This window comes from Symbiobacterium thermophilum IAM 14863 (assembly GCF_000009905.1).
Taxonomy (GTDB): Bacteria; Bacillota; Sulfobacillia; order Symbiobacteriales; family Symbiobacteriaceae; genus Symbiobacterium; species Symbiobacterium thermophilum.
The window spans coordinates 2,214,760-2,234,400 of record NC_006177.1 but is presented as its reverse complement, the minus strand read 5'-3'; the positions used below and the strand labels follow the sequence as shown (position 1 = coordinate 2,234,400).

13 protein-coding genes are annotated in these 19,641 nt (G+C 67.6%); 11 read left to right on the top strand and 2 right to left on the bottom strand.

All coding sequences use genetic code 11. The features are described 5' to 3' along the window. The first annotated feature begins 190 nt into the window (after positions 1–190). The 3 genes from STH_RS10500 to STH_RS10490 all read left to right on the top strand — a co-directional run bounded on the left by STH_RS10500 (position 191) and on the right by STH_RS10490 (position 1,983). Positions 191–1,087, top strand: a complete 897-nt coding sequence (locus tag STH_RS10500; protein WP_011196218.1) for a heme o synthase — start codon at positions 191–193, stop codon at positions 1,085–1,087. Positions 1,088–1,221: 134 nt separating this feature from the next. Next, positions 1,222–1,650 carry a DUF420 domain-containing protein gene (locus STH_RS10495; RefSeq protein ID WP_011196217.1) on the top strand — a complete coding sequence of 143 codons (429 nt, stop codon included), beginning with the start codon at positions 1,222–1,224 and terminating at the stop codon, positions 1,648–1,650. A 48-nt stretch (positions 1,651–1,698) separates the two neighbouring features. Beyond that, positions 1,699–1,983, top strand: a complete 285-nt coding sequence (locus tag STH_RS10490; RefSeq protein ID WP_011196216.1) for a hypothetical protein — start codon at positions 1,699–1,701, stop codon at positions 1,981–1,983. Positions 1,984–2,166: 183 nt separating this feature from the next. Here the strand turns inward: STH_RS10490 and STH_RS10485 are convergent, their stop codons facing one another. Beyond that, positions 2,167–3,648: a LiaI-LiaF-like domain-containing protein gene (locus STH_RS10485; protein WP_043713898.1), complete on the bottom strand. Its 1,482-nt coding sequence runs from the start codon at positions 3,646–3,648 to the stop codon at positions 2,167–2,169. Positions 3,649–3,817: 169 nt separating this feature from the next. On the opposite strand from STH_RS10485, the gene STH_RS10480 reads away from it, so the two are divergent. Genes STH_RS10480 through STH_RS10470 form a run of 3 tightly spaced genes read left to right on the top strand, consistent with a single transcriptional unit; the run spans position 3,818 to position 8,460 of the window. Beyond that, the gene (locus STH_RS10480) at positions 3,818–4,900 is read left to right on the top strand and encodes an ABC transporter substrate-binding protein (RefSeq protein WP_011196214.1); all 1,083 of its coding nucleotides are present in this window, start codon (positions 3,818–3,820) and stop codon (positions 4,898–4,900) included. Beyond that, positions 4,897–7,062, top strand: a complete 2,166-nt coding sequence (locus tag STH_RS10475; protein WP_011196213.1) for a PAS domain-containing sensor histidine kinase — start codon at positions 4,897–4,899, stop codon at positions 7,060–7,062. Before STH_RS10480 ends, STH_RS10475 begins: the two co-directional genes overlap by 4 nt. Before the next feature lie 3 nt (positions 7,063–7,065). Continuing rightward, entirely contained in the window at positions 7,066–8,460 is a 1,395-nt protein-coding gene (locus STH_RS10470; protein WP_011196212.1) for a sigma-54-dependent transcriptional regulator, read from the top strand. Positions 8,461–9,985: 1,525 nt separating this feature from the next. On the opposite strand, the gene STH_RS10460 is transcribed toward STH_RS10470, so the two are convergent. Further along, positions 9,986–11,344 carry an IS1182-like element ISSyth1 family transposase gene (locus STH_RS10460; RefSeq protein WP_011196211.1) on the bottom strand — a complete coding sequence of 453 codons (1,359 nt, stop codon included), beginning with the start codon at positions 11,342–11,344 and terminating at the stop codon, positions 9,986–9,988. A gap of 430 nt (positions 11,345–11,774) precedes the next feature. On the opposite strand from STH_RS10460, the gene STH_RS10455 reads away from it, so the two are divergent. From STH_RS10455 to STH_RS10435, 5 genes are all read left to right on the top strand, one after another. Further along, complete coding sequence (locus STH_RS10455) at positions 11,775–12,284, top strand: DinB family protein (protein ID WP_050742232.1); 510 nt, start codon at positions 11,775–11,777, stop codon at positions 12,282–12,284. Positions 12,285–12,413: 129 nt separating this feature from the next. Next, positions 12,414–13,772: an IS1182 family transposase gene (locus STH_RS10450; protein WP_043715615.1), complete on the top strand. Its 1,359-nt coding sequence runs from the start codon at positions 12,414–12,416 to the stop codon at positions 13,770–13,772. Positions 13,773–14,432: 660 nt separating this feature from the next. Continuing rightward, entirely contained in the window at positions 14,433–15,098 is a 666-nt protein-coding gene (locus tag STH_RS10445; RefSeq protein ID WP_043713896.1) for a 4Fe-4S dicluster domain-containing protein, read from the top strand. A gap of 16 nt (positions 15,099–15,114) precedes the next feature. Next, positions 15,115–16,389 carry an NrfD/PsrC family molybdoenzyme membrane anchor subunit gene (nrfD, locus tag STH_RS10440; protein ID WP_011196207.1) on the top strand — a complete coding sequence of 425 codons (1,275 nt, stop codon included), beginning with the start codon at positions 15,115–15,117 and terminating at the stop codon, positions 16,387–16,389. Continuing rightward, positions 16,382–19,489: a tetrathionate reductase subunit A gene (locus STH_RS10435; protein WP_043713895.1), complete on the top strand. Its 3,108-nt coding sequence runs from the start codon at positions 16,382–16,384 to the stop codon at positions 19,487–19,489. The genes nrfD and STH_RS10435 overlap by 8 nt, the downstream gene beginning before the upstream one ends. Positions 19,490–19,641: the final 152 nt, after the last annotated feature.

The following is a 19,641-nucleotide window of genomic DNA, read 5'->3' as shown; positions in this document are numbered from 1 at the left end:
CGCGGTCCTGAAGCTGCGCCCAGGCAGGGGGGCGCATGCGGGGGGGGGGCGGGACCAGCCCCGGGCGCGGGGCCTGCGCCGCCTGAAACCGGTGTCCGGGAACGGCACTCGGCGTGCGCGGCCGGGACCCGGTGTCCGGGAACGGCGCGCGGCGTCACGCAGGGATCTTGAAGGTAAAGGGGGCGGCCCCATGTTCGCGCAGGCTCGCGATCGCCTTCAAAGCGGCCAGGTGGTGCGGGATTACGTGGCGCTCACCAAGCCGCGCATCGTCATCCTGCTCCTCATCACCGGGTTTGCCGCCATGTGGGTGGCGGCCGGGGGACCGCCGCCGCTGGGCCTGACGGTCGTCACCATGATCGGGCTGGCGCTGTCCTGCGGGGCGGCGAACGCCATCAACATGTGGTACGACCGGGACATCGACGCGGTCATGGCCCGGACCCGACGCAGGCCGCTGCCCGCAGGCCGGCTGACACCGGAGCAGGCCCTGCGCTTCGGCGTGATCACCGGGGCGCTCAGCTTCCTGGTTCTGCTCACCGTCAACCTGCTCACGGCCCTGCTGGCCACCGCCGGCCTGCTGTTCTACGTGCTGGTCTACACCATGTGGTTGAAGCGCTCGACGGTGCATAACATCGTCATAGGCGGCGCAGCGGGCGCGGCGCCCCCGCTGGTGGGCTGGGCCGCGGTCACCGGACGGCTCGACTGGGCCGCTGTCATCATGTTCCTCGTGGTCTTCCTCTGGACGCCGCCCCACTTCTGGGCGCTGGCGCTCTTCCGCAGCGAGGATTACGAGCGGGCCGGCGTCCCCATGCTGCCGGTGGTGAGGGGGGAGCGGGCCACCAAGTGGCAGATCCTGCTCTACTCGCTGCTCCTGATTCCCTCCGCGGCCCTGCTCTACTGGACCGGGACGGTCGGCCGGCTGTACCTCTGGACATCGGTCGTGCTGGGGTGCGCCATGGTGTCCGCCTCAGTGGGCCTCCTGCGTGAGCGGGCGCCGCAGATGGACTGGGCCCACCGGACCTACGGCTGGTCTTTGTTGTACCTGTTCGTGATCTTCCTCGCGATGATGCTGGACGTGACCCGCGCCTGACGGCGCCGGCGGCAACCCGGGCCGGGCGCCGTCGCGGTGCGCGCCTGCACGCCCGGCGACGGAGGCTCCCCCGCGCCGGGCGGCCTGGCCGGTGCCCCGGCCCGTGACGGCGGCAGGGAGGGGGGAGAACTGCATTGGACCGCATCCTGGCCGTGCTGCCCACGGTCAACGCCATCCTCATCTCGGTGAGCGGCATCCTTATCCTCTGGGGCATACGCCTGGTGCGGCGTGGGGAGCCGCAGCGGCATCAGCGGGTCATGCTGACGGCCACTGCGCTCGCGGCGCTTTTTCTCGTCCTGTATGTCACCCGGGTCTTCCTGGGAGGGCTGTCCACGTTCTCCGGCCCGGGGTGGCTGCGGCCGATCTACCTGGCGATCCTGATCAGCCACTTCACCCTGGCCATGGTGCAGACGCCCCTGGTCCTGATCACGGTCTGGCGGGGACTCCGGGGGCTGCTGCCGTCCCACCGGCGCCTGGGCAGGGTGACGTGGCCCATCTGGGTGTACGTTTCGGCAACCGGGGTGCTCGTCTACGGCCTCCTGCGGTTCCCGTACCCATCCTGAGCCCGGCCGCGGGCGGCCGTACGGGCGGTAGATGAGGGAGGCACGGGCATGCGACGGAACCGTACGGCCCTGGTGGGCGCTGCGCTGGGATCTGCCCTGGCCATGCCGCTGTTTGAGGTCTGCCTGCTGACGATCCTGCTGGTGGACGGAAGCCTGCTGGATGCCACGGTTGCCGTCCGATACTTCTCCCGGCCGCTGAACCTGATCGGGCTCCTGGCTTCTCTTCACGTGCTCGGCGCGCTGGTCGGTGCGGCTGTGGGGTACATGCACGGCCGCATGCGGCCCGCCCCCCGGCTGCGGGTGATCCCGGGCGGCTACCGGGGCCGGCGGTGAGCGCCCGTGGTGCGGAAGGTCCGGGCAGCCCTCCCTGTACTGGCTGAAGCCCGCGGGGCCGGCGGTCCGGACGCCGCATCCTGACGGCGCGGCAGGACCGGAGCACTCGCGCCGGGCCAGACGCGCGCAAAGACCCCGCCCCGGCGAGAGGGGCGGGGTCTTTGCGCGCACATCAGACCCGGCTCAGTCCATGATCCTGAGATCGACGGTTCCCACGCCGCCGGTCACCACCAGGTCTACGGCGTCCTCCTGGTCAGCGTACTGCGGCGTCACGTAGTACCCGTCCCGGTACAGGAAGCCTGGGGCGACGCTCGTGCTCCCGATGCCGGTCTCGACCCGGATGCGGGCCGGCCGGCCTTCGGGGATCCACAGGATGACCTCCCCGATGCCGGCGTTGATCGTCCCCTTCACCGCTCCCGTTTCCGGAAGCTTGATCGACACCTCGCCGACGCTGGCCTCCACGTTCAGCTCCGGCACGTGGAGCCGGGTCAGGTCAATGTCGCTGTCCGCCACGCCGGTGCTGAGGTGCAGGCTGATCGGGATGCGGTCCGTGAGCACGAGGTCCCACTCGCCCTGCCGCGGCCCGGAGGAGATCCGGGTGGGTTTGTCCGAGTAGAGCCGGAAGACGCCTGTCCCGTCCACGGCGTCATAGTCCCACTGAACCTGCTCGCCGATGAGCGGCACCACCGTGCCCTCGATCAGCAGATCGGGCAGATCCCCACCCCGGATCTCCAGTACGGACACGGCGGACTCGATTCGGACCTCCGCCGCCGAGATCCCCTCCAGCGGCTGGGCGATGGTCACCGGCTCCGGCTGCTGCCCGGTCACGGGCAGGGACGGAGCGGCCGGAACCCGCTCCGACGGCTCCATGAGGAAGGTTCGGGACGGGGACGAGGGCACTGCCCCCGTCGGCCGATCGATGGCCCTCTGGGGCTGGATGCCCAGGACGATGCCCAGGACGATCGCCACGGCGATGAGCACCAGCAGCGCCCTGGCCCAGCCGCCCCGCTGACCGAAGACCATGTCGAGACCGGCCACGATCAGCCAGACCGGCCACAGCCGCCAGACGACCTCCCACAGCGACCACTCGATCAGGCCCAGGCTCTGTCCCAGGAAGAAGAGCCCCAGGAAGATCAGGACGAGCGGGCCGACGATGGATTGGCGCCTGCTGCGCGGGGGCGGCGGCGGTGGATGGTACAGGGGCCCGTGCGGACCGCGGGGACCGGACGTCCCCTCCTCGTCGCGGCCGCCTTCGTCACGGGCGAACGCCGCGGGGCCCCGGCCGCCGGGTGTGCCGGGTGGCGGGCCGCCGGCATCGCTGTGCATGCTTTCTGCTCCTCCGGGGATGGCGTGATCTCGCCCTGGGGCGCCGGTCTCCGCGCCGGACTCCTCGCCTTCGGCGCGGCGCCTCGGCGCGGCTTCGCCGTCTTCGCCCCGGCCGTGCATGCGGCCGGTGTCGGGCCGATCGTCGGCGGTCTTCTCGGTACCGGTGGGTTCGGGCTGCCCGCCTTCCCCGATCGCGGACGTGCGGAAGGGCGACGTGAGCGGCGGCCGGTAGGCCGGCACCGGCGGGACAGGCGACGGCGGGGTTGTCGGTTCCGGGGTAGCGCTGGGCTCGCGGTCCAGCTCCGGGCGCTGGTCGCGGCGTGGGTTCTGCTGGTCCATGGTCACCTCTCCCCTGCCTTCACGGTCATCTACTGGATTGGACGTCGCCTCCGCCCCGCCCCCTTCATCGCCGCCAAAATCAGCCGAAGACCGGAGGCAGAGCGGCCCCTTCGTGTCATAGGCGCAGACCTCATCAGTCGGTAGACTGGGGGCGAGGGAGGGGGACATGATGGACCAGCGGATCGACCGGAACGGGCGGCATCGCCGGCGTCCGGGTCTTTGCGGCCCGGGCCGGCACGTCGCGCTCCTGAGCCTCGTCCTGGCCGCGGCGCTGTTCGCGGGCTGTGCCCGCCGCGATCCGGCGCCGGCGGCCATCGCTGTCCTTCTGGCTGACGACGTGCGGCTGGAGAAGGTCGAGGGGCTGAGGGAGGGGCTGGCCGAACTGGGCTACACGCCCGACCGGGTCGACATCACCGTCTACTCCGCCCGCGGGGATCGCTCCCGGCTGCCGGCCCTGGCCGCGCAGGCGATCGCCTCCGGGCCGGACGTGCTGGTGGCCGGAGGCGGGATCGAGGCCGATACGCTGCACCGGAGCGACAACCCGGGCCTTCCGGTGGTGATGGCCGGCGTGGCTTCGCCGGTGCGCTGGGGGTGGATCGACTCCTACGCCCGGCCCGGCGGCCTGATGACGGGGGTGGACAACCAGCACGCGGAACTGTCGGGCAAGCGGCTGGAGCTCCTGACCAAGCTCCTGCCCGACGTGCGGCGGGTGCTCGTGCTGTACGACCCGCAGGTGGTTCCGGGGCTCCATGCCCTGGAGGTGGTGGAGGAGGCGGCGGCGCGGCTGGGCGTGTCCCTCGGCACCGTCGAGGCGGGTGACCTGGATGGGGCCCTGGCCGGCCTGGGTGCGATCGAGCCCGGGGAGTACGATGCCGCATTGCTCCTGCCGGCATTCGTGCTGGAATCCGGAGCGGGGGCGATTGCGGCGGCGCTGGAGCGACTGGGTCTGCCCGCGATGGGGCCGCTGGACCTGGGGCCGGAGGCCGGGCTCATGGCCGCGTACGGCAACTCCAACCGGGCCCAGGGGAAACAGGCCGCGCGGTTCGTGGCCAAGGTGCTGTCCGGGGCCGACCCGGCCACGTTGCCCATCGAGTCCATCGACAACCCGGAGCTCGTGGTCGACCTTGAGGTGGTCCGGAGACTGGGGATCACGCTGAAGCCCGAGGGAATGGCGTTCGCCCACGTGCGGGGCGACGAGGCTGGCCCCGGCCCGGGCGATGTGCAGGTACCCGCCGGGGAGGTGGGGCCATGACCCGCTGGTTCGGCCACCTGCGGTTGAAGGTGCTCGCGTTCGGCATCGCCATGTCGGTCCTTCCCGTCTCGATCTACGGCTGGTACGGACTGGCTGCGGCCCGCACCGCGCAGGTGGAGGTGGTGCAGGCGCAGAACCAGGCCGCTGCGCGCACGGTCTCCGAGGAGCTGGCCCGGTTCGTCGAGCGCATCACCGGGCAGCTGCAGCTGCTCGCCCGCCTGGAGGGCGCCGGGCTGGTTTCGGCCCCCGCGGCCGAGCAGGAGCGGGTGCTCTACACCCTGCTCCGGGACACGCCTTACCTGGAGGAGGTGTCGCTGGTCGACGCCTCAGGCGCGGAGGTGTCCCGGGCATCCCGGCGGGAGGTCGTGGCCGGTCAGCCGGCCGCTCGATACAGCGGTGAGCCCTACTGGGCCGATCTCCGGCGCGGCGAATCCGTCGTGGGGCCGGTCACCTTCGACCCGCACGGCCGCCCGCTCTTCACCGTGGGCGTGCCGCTCCCCGACGGCGCCGGCGCCCTGATCGCCCGGCCCACGCTGCGGGGGCTGGTGGACAACCTGGCGGCCGTCAGGGCCGGTGGAGCCGTGCGGACGCACGTCATCGACGAAACCGGGCGCCTGATCGGCGACTCGGACTTCAGCCTCGTGCTGGCCGGTTACCGGTGGGCGGGTGTGCCCGCACCTGACCAGCCGTACGGCTCCCTCACCGGCGAGGAGGCGTTCGGCTACCTCGCCGAGGTGCCTGGACTGGGGTGGCGGGTGCTTGCGGAGACCACGGTGGATGACGCCATGGTCCCTGTCCGAAGGCTGGCCTGGGAGTTCGCAGGCGGGGCCCTGCTGATGGTCTCCGTCGTGGTCGGCCTCTCCATCGTGTTCGGCCTGCAGCTCACGGTGCCTTTGGAGCGGCTGGAGGCGGGGGCCGTGCGGGTGGGGTCCGGCGACCTGTCGGTGCGCATCCCGGAGGGCGGCCGCGATGAACTGGGTCGCCTGGTCCGGGCCTTCAACCAGATGACGGAGAGACTCCGGGTTCAGGGCGAGAGCCTGCGGGCCGAGCGGGACCTCCTGGACACCGCGGTTTCCGCCATGGGGGCGGGTCTGGCCCTGATCGACGCCCGCGGCCGCATTCTCTGGGCAAACCGGCATCTGCTGGAGTGGTTCCCCGACGCCCGTGTGGGCGGCCCCTGCATGGCCGTCCTGGGTCGCGCCTGCACCGGGGGCAGATGTGCGCCTGACGGCGAGTACCGGGTGCGCATCGGCGGCCGGGAGCGGGTCCTGCGGTATCAGAACCACCGGATCGCCGGCGCGGGCCCCGACGGACCGGCACGGCTCGAGGTGATCGAGGACGTGACCGAGCGGAGGGCCATGGAGCAGATGGTCCGGCAGTCCGAGAAACTCGCCGCAGTGGGGCAGCTTGCGGCGGGCGTGGCCCACGAGATCAACAACCCGCTTGCGGTCATCTCGGCCTACGCGGAGGACCTGAGCGACCGCCTCCGCGACGAGGGGGCCGCGGCGCTGGAGCGCGAGGGCGAGCTGGCGGCCTATCTGGCCCAGTTGCAGTTCCAGGTGCAGCGCTGCAAGGCGATTACCGGAAACCTGCTGGACTTCGCCCGGCAGGGCTCGGCCGACCCTGAGCCGGTCGACGTGGCGGGCGTTGCCCGGGCGACGGCCGCCTTGGTCGCGCCCCGCGCCCGGCGGGCGGGGGTCGCGGTGGCGGTCGATGTTCCCGTTGCGCTGCCGGCGGTTCGGGCCAGCCGCGATCAGCTGCAGCAGGTGTTTCTGAACCTGGTTACCAACGCCCTGGACGCCATCGAGGAAGGCGGGGGCGGGCGCGTGTGGGTCACGGCGGAGGCGGTCGCGGGCGCCCCGGCTTCAGAAGGGCCGGGCGTCTCGGACATCGGTGTCGCCGCGGGCGCAGGAGAGGTCACCCGACCGGAGAGCGTGGTGCGGGTCGGCGTGCATGACGACGGGCCTGGAATGGACGAGGACACTCTTGCGAGGGCGCTGGATCCGTTCTTCACCACCAAGCCGCCGGGACGCGGGACGGGGCTTGGGCTGTCCACCTGCTACGGCATCATCACGGGCCTGGGGGGGCGGTTCTGGTTGGAGAGCCGCCGCGGACAGGGTACCCGGGTCTGGTTCGAACTGCCGGTCTGGGAGGGGGAGTGACGCGTGCGCACCTACGCCCTGCTGATCGCCGACGATGAGGCCTCGTTTCGCGAACTCCTGCAGCGGCGACTGGGCCGCAAGGGTTACCTGGTGAAGGCCGTGGGGTCGGGAACGGAGGCGCTGGAAGCCCTGGCGGAGGAGGAGTTCGACGCCGCCATCTTCGACATGAAGATGCCGGGGCTGGATGGCATCGCAACGCTCCGGCGGGCGCGGGAGATCCAGCCTTCCCTTCCCGTGCTGATCCTCACCGGACACGGTTCCATCGAGACGGCGGTGGAGGCGATCCGGGCCGGCGCTTACGACTACCTGACCAAGCCGTGCAACCTGGCCGAGCTGGAGGCCGTCCTGGAGAAGGCGCTGGAGCGGCGTGTTCTGGAGGTGGAGAACCAGGGGCTGCGGGAGGCGCTGCGGCGCCTGGGCGACGAGGTCGAGATCGTGGGCCGCAGCGAGCCGATCCGGCGGCTGTTGGAGCTGACCCGGCGGGTGGCCCAGGGGTCCATGCCGGTGCTCATCGAGGGCGAGAGCGGCACGGGCAAGGAGCTGATCGCAAGGGCGGTCCACCTGTGGAGTCCCCGGGCCTCGGGTCCGTTTATTCCCGTAAACGCCGGGGCGCTGCCGGCCCCGCTCCTGGAGAGCGAGCTGTTCGGCCACGCGCGCGGCGCCTTCACCGGTGCGGTGGCGGCCAAACCGGGTTTGGTGGAGCTCGCCGAGGGTGGGACGCTGTTCCTCGACGAGATCGGGGAGATGCCCCTGGAGGTGCAGGCCAAGCTGCTCCGTTTTCTGGAGAGCCATGAGGTGCGCCGGGTAGGCGAAACGCGCATCCGGCGGGTGGACGTGCGCATCGTCGCCGCCACCAACCGGTGCCTGACCGATGAGGTGAACGCGGGGCGGTTCCGGGAGGACCTGTACTACCGCCTGAACGTGGTCACCCTCCACGTGCCTCCCCTGCGGGAGCGGCGCGAGGATATCCCGCTGCTGGTCGAACACTTCCTGGCCCGGCTGGGGTCGGCGAAGGAGATGACGCCGGACGCCATGGAGATCCTCATGCAGCAGGAGTTCCGTGGGAATGTGCGAGAATTGTTCAACGTGGTGCAGCGCGGTGTGATCCTGAGTCCCGACCGGTTTATCGCGCCGGAAGACCTGGGGCTTGCCGTGCGTCGCGCACGTTCCGGGCAGGCCGGCGCCGGCTTGGAAGCCGGGCCAACCGGGCGGCTGGATGGTTCCGCCAGCGAGACCGGTGAACCTTTCCCCACGCTGGACGAAGTGGAACGGGCGCACATCGCCCGGGCGCTGGAGCGCACGGGCTGGAACCGGGCGCAGGCCGCACAGTTGCTCGGGGTCAGCGTACGCACGCTGTATCGGAAGATCGAGAGCTACGGACTCAGGTCCGGGATGTAGTGGAGGGATTGAAGGTGCCGTGGGAGCGGCGCCTGGCTTATGTACTGCTCATCGTTGTGCTGGTCAGTCTGGGCATGATGGTGGAGCGGGCGCCGCTGGAAGCCACGGTGGGGCTTGGTTTCCTGGACTGGGTGGTGATGCGGGGGCGCTGGTTGTCGGCTTATACTTGTTCTGGCGCTTTGTGCGGGCATTTGAACGGAAGGTTGGGCTGGAGGAAGAGCGGTACCGCCGGCAGGACTGACCTGCCGGCGGGTTTTTCTCTGTGTGTCGCTGGGTGATCTGATCGCCCGGGGCGAGCGGTACGGTGCCGGGGAGTTAAGCGGCGGGGGTCTGGGGTTTTTGCGGTACGGCATCTGGGAGTCAAGCGGTGGGGGTCTGGGAGTCCAGTGGTACGGCATCTCGGAGTCAAGCGGTAGCTGCTTGGGAGTCAAGTGGTACAGCGCCCGGGAATCGCGCGGTAGGGGCGCCTGGGAGCCCGGTTGTGCCGTACCCCGGGGTCAAGCGGCGGAGTACCTGGGAGTCAAGTTGTGCAGTACCCGGGAGTCATGCGGTAGAGTGCCTGGGAGTCAAGTTGCGCAGCACCCGGGAGTCAAGCGGCAGAGTACCTGGGAGTCAAGCGGCAGAGTACCTGGGAGTCAAGTTGTGCAGCACCAGGGGGTTACGCGGTACCGTGTCTGCGTGTCACGTGGCACGGCACCGCGGTATCCGGGTGGTGGGGTGCACGACGGTGGTGACGGCGGGGTGACGCGGCCGATGCTCCGGGCATGAAGCTCCAGCAACGGGTGGGGACCTTCAGCGAAAGTCGCAGCATGTGTGAGCTTGGACGCGAGGCAGCAGAAGGGGGTAAGCGGGAGAAAGCAGTGGGGGTGGCGCCGCCGACTCTGAGCTGGCGAAGCTTGCACGATCTTCGAGTATTCCCGGGCCAACTGGCAAGGGATGAAAGGCCGGGCACGAGGTGGGGGAGGAGAGTAAGTGGGGGGCCACAGTGGCAGCGGTGCTGCCAGAGCTGAGCTGGTGAAGCTCCCAGGAGGACTCCCAGGACAACTGGCAAAATGTGTGCGGTTGGACGCGGGCCGGGGGACGAGGGTACACGAGGGCGAGCAGTGGGATCGGCGTCGCCGGCGCTGAGCTGGCGAAACTCGCACGGTCTGCGAGTACCCCCGGGCACACTGGCAAGGGATGTAAGGTTGGGCACTGGGTGGGGAAGAGATTAAGTGGGGGGCCACAGTGGGCAGAGGTGCTGCCAGTGCTGAGCTGGTAAAGCTCCCACGATGTAAGAGGTCTCCCGGGACAACTGGCAAGATGTGTGCGGTTGGACGCGGGGCGGGGGAGAAGGGTACACGAGGTCGAGCAGTGGGAACGGTGTCGCCGGCGGTGAGCTGTCGAAGCTCGCACGGTCTGCGAGTATGCCCGGGCTAGGAGCCTGTCCGGGTAACCGCACGTGAGATAGGGGCAGACTCCCAATGATTGGATATCAACGATCGTGCCTACTTCTTCATGCGCTGTCTGAAGGCAGATTTCGGGCCTATGCGGCCTGGCTGAAGGCGTAGAGCTTCAAGAGATTGTGGCAAAGGCACACAAGAAGCCATTCCCCGTTGACTGCTTCCAGTCCACGGAGATGGAACTGCCGGAAACCACGAGCCTCCTTGATCTGCCCGAAGACCGGCTCAATGCTCTGCTCTCGCTTTCGGTAGCGCTCGGCGTGTCGCTTTAGCTGCAGTTTCCGCCGCATCCGATCCCGAAGCGTTGCTCCCTTGGGAATCGGGCCGCGTGGTGATTTCGCACGGCGACGTTCGCTGTGCCGCTGCTTCTCCGGAGGAATGTAGGGATTGATTCGCCGCTGCAAGAGCCACTGAACGTTTTGCTCACTGAAGTACCCTGCATCGGCAGAAACCTCCTCCGGCATCTCATCGACATTGGTTTCGACCTGCTCCATCATGGGGATCAAGTGCGGAGCATCTGCCGCCTGGTTTGTTACGGCAGCAGCGACGACAATCTGCGTATCGGCATCGACGACGGCCTGGGCGTTGTACCCCTGGATGAACTGCTTATCAGAGCCTTTCATGATCCGGGAATCGGGATCCGTAAAGTTGCGCTGCGCTGTTGGTGCGGGTTCTGCCTTCGGCCGCTTCCGCCGACGACCGCCCTTGGGCCCCTTGGGTCCCGGCTCCTCGGGAGGCTCATGTTCGTCAGCGCCGGCCCTCAGGCGCGCTTCGGCTTCCAGAGCAGCCTTGGCTTCTTGAATCTTGGCCAGCCGCCGCTCACGGAAGCGGAGTTCTTCGGGCAGTTCATCCCCACGACGATGTGGGCCGAAGCGGTGATCCTCGGCCTGGTCAGCTTCCTCGGCTTTCTGGAGCAGCTCTGCGATCTCCGCCTTCAGGCGTTGTTCTTCCTCCACCATCCGGCTATAGCTCATCGCCTTGTGCTTGGAGGCGTTGGCCTTGATCTTGGTGCCATCCAAGGCCACATGACCCAGGCGAACCAGTCCGGCCTTCTTGCAGATCTTGACCACTTGCAGGAACAGGTCGGAGAGGGCCTTTAGATGCCGCTTCCGGAAATCGCTGATCGTCCGGAAGTCGGGCTGGTTGTTGGCCGCAAGGACGCGGAAGGCTACGTCCTCCTGCAGCCGGCGTTCGATCTTGCGAGAGGAGTAGACGCCGTTGCAGTAGGCGTACAGCAGCACCTTGACCATCATCCGCGGATGGTACGGTGGGTAACCTCGTAGCTCTCGCTCGTACGTCTGTTCGATTTGGCTTAAATCGAGTGAGTCCACGACATCACTCAGGAAGTAAGCGAAATGGTCATGCGGAAGCCAGTCCTGCAGGGCAGGGGGCAGCAGCAACAGCTGATTGGGCTCATACGGTCGATACGTCTTCTTGCTCATGCTGAAGACATTGGACACCGAACCCTTTTGCTCCTACAGAACTGGCTTACTCAGACAGGCTCCTAGCTCCGCGTGATCGCACATGATGGGCACCCCTCTTTACCGCAGTAACCTGGTCTGGAGCAACTGGACGGGTAGCATTGCCCGTTTTCTCCCGAGCGAGTGGTCGCCGGGCAATCATGACGGTTTCTGCTTGAGCCTCCTGCATGGTCGCCCGAAGGGTTCCGATACCGTCTACCAAGGCGCTGCCGGAGCCGGTACCGGCAGGTTCTATCCCGGAACGGGCTGCGGGACCTGGCCCGCCTGACAGATGGCGGTTGGGCGGGCCCAGGGACTCTCTGCGGGTGCCGCTTCCTGGTGCAAATCCACTCTAGGTGTGTGGGGACGATCCGATTCAGGGATTGTCCCGTTGAGGAGGGGAGGACTGGCGATGCGCGACGTGCATAGCTCCGGAGTTCCTCAGGCCCTGGCGGTTCCGTTCGGTCTCGTGGAGGATGCCTTCCGACGTCTGGAGAAGCGGCTTGAGGGCATGAGCGAGGAAGAGTTTCACTTCAAGGCGCCGGACAACGTGAACTCCACGGCCATGTTGCTCCGGCATCTGGTTCTCGTGGACATGACCTACCTGCATCTGATCATGGGCGATTCCGAACGGGTCCCGGAGATTCGGGGGAAGTACGGGCCTTTCCAGGACGAGAACGGGCGCATTCCCGAGGCGCAGGGAGCCACGCTCTCAGGGCTGCTGGGGGAGTACCGGGAGCTCATGGATACAGCCCGGCGGTACATCTCCGGCCTGTCGGATGAGGATGCGGAGCGGGCGGTTGTCGTACCGTGGTGGCCCGAGCCGGCGACCGTGCGGTACATGCTCTGGCACATGGCCGGCCATTCCTGCCACCATCAGGGGCAGATCGCCAGGTTGCGGGCGGCCTACCGGCAGCGATGATGTGCTCCGGGCAAACTGTACACCACATGTCCCGGGCATGACAGAGACCGCCACCCCATGAGGCTAGGAGCCTGTCTGAGTAAGCCAGTTCTGTAGGAGCAAAAGGGTTGGGTGTCCAATGTCTTCATCATGAGCAAGAAGACGTATCGACCGTATCAGCCCAATCAGCTGTTGCTGCTGCCCCCTGCCCTGCAGGACTGGCTTCCGCATGACCATTTCGCTTATTTCCTGAGTGATGTCGTGGACTCACTCGATCTAAGCCAAATCGAACGGACATACGAGCGAGAGCTGCGAGGTTACCCACCGTACCATCCGCGGATGATGGTCAAGGTGCTGCTGTACGCCTACTGCAACGGCGTCTACTCCTCTCGCAAGATCGAACGCCGGCTGCAGGAGGACGTAGCCTTCCGCGTCCTTGCGGCCAACAATCAGCCAGATTTCCGGACGATCAGCGATTTCCGGAAGCGGCATCTAAAGGCCCTCTCCGACCTGTTCCTGCAAGTGGTCAAGATCTGCAAGAAGGCCGGGCTGGTTCGCCTGGGTCATGTGGCCCTGGACGGCACCAAGATCAAGGCCAACGCCTCCAAGCACAAGGCGATGAGCTACAGCCGGATGGTGGAGGAAGAACAACGCCTGAAGGCGGAGATCGCAGAGCTGCTCCAGAAAGCCGAGGAAGCTGACCAGGCCGAGGATGATCGCTTCGGCCCGCATCGTCGTGGGGATGAACTGCCCGAAGAACTCCGCTTCCGTGAGCAGCGGCTGGCCAAGATTCAAGAGGCCAAGGCTGCACTGGAAGGCGAAGCGCGTCTGAGGGCCGGAGTTGACGAACATGAGCCTCCCGAAGGGCCCGAGCCCAAGGGGTCCAAGGGGGGCCGTCGGCGGAAGCAGCGGAAGGCAGAACCTGCTCCGACAGCGCAGCGCAACTTTACGGATCCCGATTCCCGGATCATGAAAGGCTCTGACAAGCAGTTCATCCAGGGATACAACGCACAAGCCGTCGTCGATGCCGATACGCAGATCATCGTAGCCGCTGCCGTAACAAACCAGGCGGCAGATGCTCCGCACTTGATCCCCATGATGGAACAGGTCGAAGCCAATGTCGATGAGATGCCGGAGGAGGTTTCTGCCGATGCAGGGTACTTCAGTGAGCAAAATGTTCAGTGGCTGTTGCAGCGGCGAATTAATCCCTACATTCCTCCGGAGAAGCAGCGACACAGCGAACGTCGGCGTGCGAAATCACCACGCGGCCCGATTCCCAAGGGAGCAACGCTTCGGGATCGGATGCGGCGGAAACTGCAGCTAAAGCGACACGCCGAGCGCTACCGGAAGCGAGAGCAAAGCGTTGAGCCGGTCTTCGGGCAGATCAAGGAGGCTCGTGGTTTCCGGCAGTTCCATCTCCGTGGACTGGAAGCAGTCAACGGGGAATGGGTTCTCGTGTGCCTTTGCCACAACCTCTTGAAGCTCTACGCGTTCAGGCAGGCCGGATAGACCCGAAATCTGCCTTCAGACAGCGCATGAAGAAGTAGGCACGATCGTTGATATCCAATCATTGGGAGTCTGCCCCTATCTCACGTGCGGTTACCCGGACAGGCTCCTAGCCTTTCCACCACTCCACGACGAGGCCGGACTCTCACGATGAGGCGAGACTCCCACGATGAGGCGAGACTCCCACGATGAGGCGAGACTCCCACGATGAGGCTGGACTGTCACGACGAGGTGAGACTCCCGCGATGAGGCTGGACTCTCACGACGAGGCCAGCCTCCCACGATGAGGCCAGACTCCCACGAGCTAGAGTACCCAGTAGTGGTGTAAAAAGCACCCCGACTAGATGGTCATCTCCGGCAACCATCTAAGGGGGTGCAGGGATCGCGGGAACCCAATTTACACCACTTGACGGGAATTGATCGACAATCCGACAACGTGACAAAATGACATACCTGCACACAGCGCCGGGAGTGACAAAGTGTCACTCCCGGCGTCGCGCGCCTCTGGAGGTATGGCCCGGACCGTTCCGTGGCCCCTGGACCCGATTCGCCGGGCATGTGCAGCCTTCGGCGGCCCTGCGTGGGCACCTCCCCGAGACCCTGGCACGGTCCTTGCATCCATCTCCGGGTGAAGTCCACAGATCCAGCAAGGGAGTGACCCCCATGACCGCAGCAGCCCGGGATCCCGGCTCCCGGCACGAGCCCTACTGGGTGATGGTCATCGACCTGCAGAAGTGCATCGGCTGCGACACCTGCACCGTCTCCTGCAAGGCCGAAAACCGCACCCCGCCGGGCGTCAGCTACAACGTTGTCCTGGAAATGGAGCTCGGCGAGTACCCCAACACCCGGCGGGCGTACGTGCCCCGGCCCTGCATGCAGTGCGACAGTCCGCCCTGCGCCGGCGTCTGCCCGGTGGGCGCCACCTACAAGGGCGAGAGCGGCATTGTCGTCATCGACGACGACCGGTGCATCGGCTGCCGGTACTGCATCGCCGCCTGCCCCTACGGCGCCCGGTCCTTCGACTTCGGCGAGAACTACGACGAGATGCTGGGCTACACCGAGGTCCAGGCCCCCGAGTATGGGGTCGACCGGGGGCCGCGCCGCAGGGGCGAGACGCCCATCGGCACGGTGCGCAAGTGCACGTTCTGCCTGCACCGCATCCACCGGGGCGAGGAGCCCGCCTGCGTGGAGACCTGCATCGGCGACGCCCGGTACTTTGGCGACCTGAACGACCCCAACTCGGTGGTGGCCAAGCTGGCCGCCAGCCCGCGGGCCTTCCGGCTGAAGGAGGAGCTGGGCACGCAGCCCCGGGTCATCTACCTGAAGTAGGAGGAGGGAACGCTCGATGTCCGCACTGACCCGAGAAGAGGCGGCCCTGCGGCTCGCCGACCAGCGCCCGTCGCCCGGGCCGGGCAGGCTGCTCCGAGCGGGCTGGTACCTGCTGCTCATCGCCCTGGTCGCCGCCGGCGGGGTAGCCATCGCCCACCGGACCGCGCACGGGCTTGCCGCCACCAACCTGACCTCGATCACCCCCTGGGGCGCCTGGATTGCCTTCTACATCTACTTCGTCGGCCTCTCGGCCGGGGCGTTCCTGCTTTCCAGCCTCATCTATGTGTTCGGCATGGCCCGGTTCGAGCGGCTGGGGCGGATGGCCCTGCTCACCGCCCTGGTGGCGATGATCGTCGCCCTGACCTTCGTGCTGCTGGACCTGGGCCGGATGGAGCGGGCGCTCAGCGCCCTGGTCTACTTCAACTGGCTCTCGCCGCTCGCCTGGGAGATGCGCTTCTACGTGATCTACATCCTGCTCCTGGCCGCCGAGCTCTGGTTCGCGATGCGCGCCGACCTGGTGCGCCGGGCGGAGCGTTCCCGACTGGCCCGGTGGCTCAGCTTCGGCAGCCGGTCCCTGGACACCGGGCGGGATCACCGGATGCTCCGGATCCTCGGCACCATCGGCGTGCCCATCGCCATCTTCGGCGTGCACGGCGGCACGGGCACGATCTTCGCCATCGTGAAGGCCCGGGGCATGTGGTTCTCGGCGCTCACGCCCATCGTGTTCATCGTGTCGGCGCTGGTATCGGGCACGGCGCTCCTGGCCCTGCTCTACATCCTGCGGCAGAAGGCACTGAAGCGGCCCGTGAACGCCGGCATGGTGGCGGACCTGGGCAAGCTGCTGGGCGGCTTCCTGCTGGTGGATCTGGGGCTCCTGTTCTACGAGTTCCTGGTGCCGTTGCTCTCCATGGCGCCGCACGAGACCAGCGTCGTGCACCTGATGATGGAGGGGCCCTACGCCTGGACCTTCTGGATCCTGCAGCTGGGCATCGGCATGGTAGCGCCGGCGATCCTCCTGATGACCCGCCTGCGGGAGTCCGTGCCGCTCACCGCCCTGGCCTGCCTCATGGTGGTCGTGGGCATCGTGGGCGTGCGGTTCAACATCGTCGTGCCGCCGCTCATCGAGCCCGTGCTGCAGGGGCTGCCCGCCGGCCAGTACTTCCCGAACGCGGTGGAGTGGTGGACGAGCGCTGGCATCATCGCCATGGGGCTCCTGCTCTTCAGCGTGGCCGCGGACCTGCTGCCCGTGGATGAGGAAGTGCACGAGATCGGAGGGACGGCCCATGACTGAGGATCGCAAGCACCGCCAGGCAGACTCTTCTTCGGCCCTCACCCGCCGTCAGTTCGTCGCCGGGGCGGCGGTGGTGGGCGGTTCCATCGCCGCGATGCCCCTGCTGGGCGGCGGCATCTCCCAGGCCTTCGATGACCCCTTCGCCAACGCCAAGAGCCACGGCACCGGCGATTTCGGTGAGGAGACGCCCGCGGAGCGGGTGATCTACACCACGTGTGAGCAGTGCCAGACCCACTGCACCATCAAGGTCGTGCTCACCGACCCGGCGAAGACCGGCGGCAAGGCTTACGTCCGCAAGATCGCGGGGAACCCCTACTCGCCGCTGAACACGGCGCCCTATGACCAGATCCCGTACGATACCTCGCCCTTCGACGCCGCCCGTGGCCACGGCGACCTGGCGGTGGACGGACGGCTCTTCGCCGGCGGCCGCACCTGCCTGAAGGGGCAGGCCGGGATCCAGACGGCGTACGACGCCTACCGCATCGCCAGGCCCCTGAAGCGGGTGGGCCCCCGGGGCTCGGGCGAATGGCAGACCATCTCGTGGGAGCAGGCGATCCAGGAGATCGCCGAGAAGCTGCGCCCCCACATAGCCTTCGTGCCCCAGGAGCCGGTGATGGCCGACTGGGCCAAGGTCAAGGCCGGGGAGATGACCCAGGAAGCGTTCGACGCCAAGTACAAGGACGTCCTCATCGATACCCGGCACCCGGACCTGGGCCCCAAGTCCAACCAGATCGCCTTTGTCTTCGGCAACCGGGACGAGTTCATCACCCGGATGTTCAACCAGGCCATCGGCACCATCAACACCTTCAACCACGCCGGCATCTGCGGCATCCCGGGGGTGGCGGCGAACGTCCGCGGCCGCAACGGCAACCAGCTCAAGAAGCGGCAGTACGCCGACCTGGACCACTGCGAGTACCTGATCGCCTGGGGCACCAACCTGGCCGTGGCCAACAAGGGGCCGACGTGGCTGGCGCCCCGCCTCATGAACGCCATCCAGCGCGGGATGAAGCTGGTGGTGGTGGATCCGCGGCTCTCCAAGACCGCGGAGAAGGCGCACCTCTGGGTGCCGGTGAAGCCGGCCATGGACATCGCCCTGGCCTTCGGGATGATCCGCTGGATCATCGAGAACCGGCGCTACGACGAACGCTACCTGCGCAACCCGGGCAAGAAGGCGGCCGCGGCCGACGGCGAGCCCACGTGGTCCGACGCAACCCACCTGGTGAACCTCTCGCATCCCAACCGGCCGAAGCTGCGGGCCAAGGACGTCGGCCTGGAGGGCGACGCCTTCGTGGTGCTGCAGGACGGCGTGCCCGTCCCGGCCACCGAGGCCATGGACGGTGAGCTGGAGGTCGACACCGAGATTAACGGGATCCGGGTGAAGTCGGCGTTCACGCTGCTGAAGGAGCGGGTGTTCGAGAAGACCCTCGCCGAGTACGCCGAGATGTGCGGCGTGCCCGAGGCGACCATCGTTGAGATGGCCCGGGACTTCACCTCCCACGGCAAGCGGGCCGTCGCCGTCTCCTACCGGGGCCCGGCGATGCACACCAACGGCTTCTACGCCGTCTACGCCATCGGCATCCTGAACTTCCTGATCGGCAACCACGACTGGAAGGGCGGCGAGAACTCCTCCGCCGTGCGGTACGCGGAGCCCTCCGGCAGCCGCTACGACGTGTCGAAGGTGGAGGGGGGCTACACCCCGTGGGGCGTGCCCATCACCCGGGAGAAGCAGGTCTACGAGCAGTCGACGCTGTTTGAGCGGGACGGCTATCCGGCGAAGCGGCGCTGGACCTTCCTGGGCGGCAACGCCTGCCACGAAGTGATCCCCTCGGCGTACGACGAGTACCCCTACGGGCTGAAGGCCCTGTTCATCAACCGGATGTCGCTGGTGGAGTCCGCCCCCGGCGGCAACATCCAGGCGGAGATGCTGAAGGATGAGCAGAAGCTGCCCCTGGTGGTGGCCTTCGACCTGGTGATCGGCGGCACGTCCCAGTACGCCGACTACATCCTGCCCGACCTCTCCTACCTGGAGCGGTGGAACCTGGTCACCATCTACCCCAACCAGAACCTGAAGGAGAGCCACATCGAGCAGCCGGCCTGCCACGTGATGGACGGCCCCCGGGCGGTGGAGGACGTGCTCATCGACCTGGGCAAGGCGCTCGGGTTGAAGGGGTTCGGCCCCAACGCCTTCCCGGGTGGCTACAGCCTGGACCGGGCGGAGGACTTCTACCTGAAGATCGTCGCCAATATCGCCTACGACGAGGAGCCGGTGCCCGACGCCTCCCCCGAGGAACTGGAGCTGTTCTCCCGCTCCCGTCGGATCGCCCTCGGCGACCGATACGACGAGGCGGCCTGGAAGGCGGCGGTGAAGCCGGAGGAGTGGCCGAAGGTGGTGTACGTCCTCAACCGCGGCGGCCGGTTCGCCCCGCCGGATACCGCCTACGAAGGCGAGTGGCTCCGGATGCGCTACGGCGGCCAGGTCAACCTCTACGACGAGGTGGCGGCCCGGCAGAAGTCGTCGTACACGGGGAAGTACTTCGACGGCACGCCGATGCTCTGGACGGCGGTGGACTACGCCGGCAACGAGATCCAGGATCCCCTGCCGCTGCAGTTCATCAACTGGAAGTCCAGCCACCTCTCCAACCACCGGACCATCGGCAACGCCTGGCTCCGGGAGATCCGGGAGGAGAACCCGGTCTGGATGCACCCGAAGGACGCCGCGGCCCGGGGGATCCGCAATGGGGACCGGGTGCGGGTGCGGTCGGCCTCGGGTACGGTGGAGGCGACGGCCTACATCACCGAGGGCATCCGGCCCGGGGTCGTCGGGGCGGACTTCTCTTACGGTCACGAGACCTACGGCGCGAAGGCGGTGGTCATCGACGGGGTGCTGATTCCGCCGGTGTCGGCCTACGGTCACACGGGGTACCAGTTCCGGCAGACGGGAACTGAGCCGACGGGGCTTGCCCCCGGACGGGGCACGGGCTTCCGGGTGAACGACGTGATCCGCCAGGACGACCACCTGGGCCCGGGTTCGAGCCTGGTGGATGTGCTCACCAACGGCAGCGCCCAGTACGATACGTGGGTGGAAGTGGAGAAGCTGTAAACGAACGCACCAGCCGACCCCTCCTCAGGTGGGGGGCGGTTGGTGCGCGTCGACGCGGCGTGATACGGCGGAAACTTCCGTTTCCGTCGGTTCGTCGGAGGGAGCGTGGACTGCCCGGCACGGCCCGACGGGCAGGGGCCCGGCTTCATCCC

What these genes read in the sequence shown, in the direction of transcription:
- STH_RS10500 (WP_011196218.1), top strand. Translation starts at nt 191, where the DNA reads ATGTTCGCGCAGGCTCGCGATCGCCTTCAAAGCGGCCAGGTGGTGCGG.
- STH_RS10490 (WP_011196216.1), top strand. Translation starts at nt 1,699, where the DNA reads ATGCGACGGAACCGTACGGCCCTGGTGGGCGCTGCGCTGGGATCTGCC.
- STH_RS10485 (WP_043713898.1), bottom strand. Translation starts at nt 3,648, where the DNA reads ATGGACCAGCAGAACCCACGCCGCGACCAGCGCCCGGAGCTGGACCGC.
- STH_RS10480 (WP_011196214.1), top strand. Translation starts at nt 3,818, where the DNA reads ATGGACCAGCGGATCGACCGGAACGGGCGGCATCGCCGGCGTCCGGGT.
- STH_RS10475 (WP_011196213.1), top strand. Translation starts at nt 4,897, where the DNA reads ATGACCCGCTGGTTCGGCCACCTGCGGTTGAAGGTGCTCGCGTTCGGC.
- STH_RS10460 (WP_011196211.1), bottom strand. Translation starts at nt 11,344, where the DNA reads ATGAGCAAGAAGACGTATCGACCGTATGAGCCCAATCAGCTGTTGCTG.
- STH_RS10455 (WP_050742232.1), top strand. Translation starts at nt 11,775, where the DNA reads ATGCGCGACGTGCATAGCTCCGGAGTTCCTCAGGCCCTGGCGGTTCCG.
- STH_RS10450 (WP_043715615.1), top strand. Translation starts at nt 12,414, where the DNA reads ATGAGCAAGAAGACGTATCGACCGTATCAGCCCAATCAGCTGTTGCTG.
- STH_RS10445 (WP_043713896.1), top strand. Translation starts at nt 14,433, where the DNA reads ATGACCGCAGCAGCCCGGGATCCCGGCTCCCGGCACGAGCCCTACTGG.
- nrfD (WP_011196207.1), top strand. Translation starts at nt 15,115, where the DNA reads ATGTCCGCACTGACCCGAGAAGAGGCGGCCCTGCGGCTCGCCGACCAG.
- STH_RS10435 (WP_043713895.1), top strand. Translation starts at nt 16,382, where the DNA reads ATGACTGAGGATCGCAAGCACCGCCAGGCAGACTCTTCTTCGGCCCTC.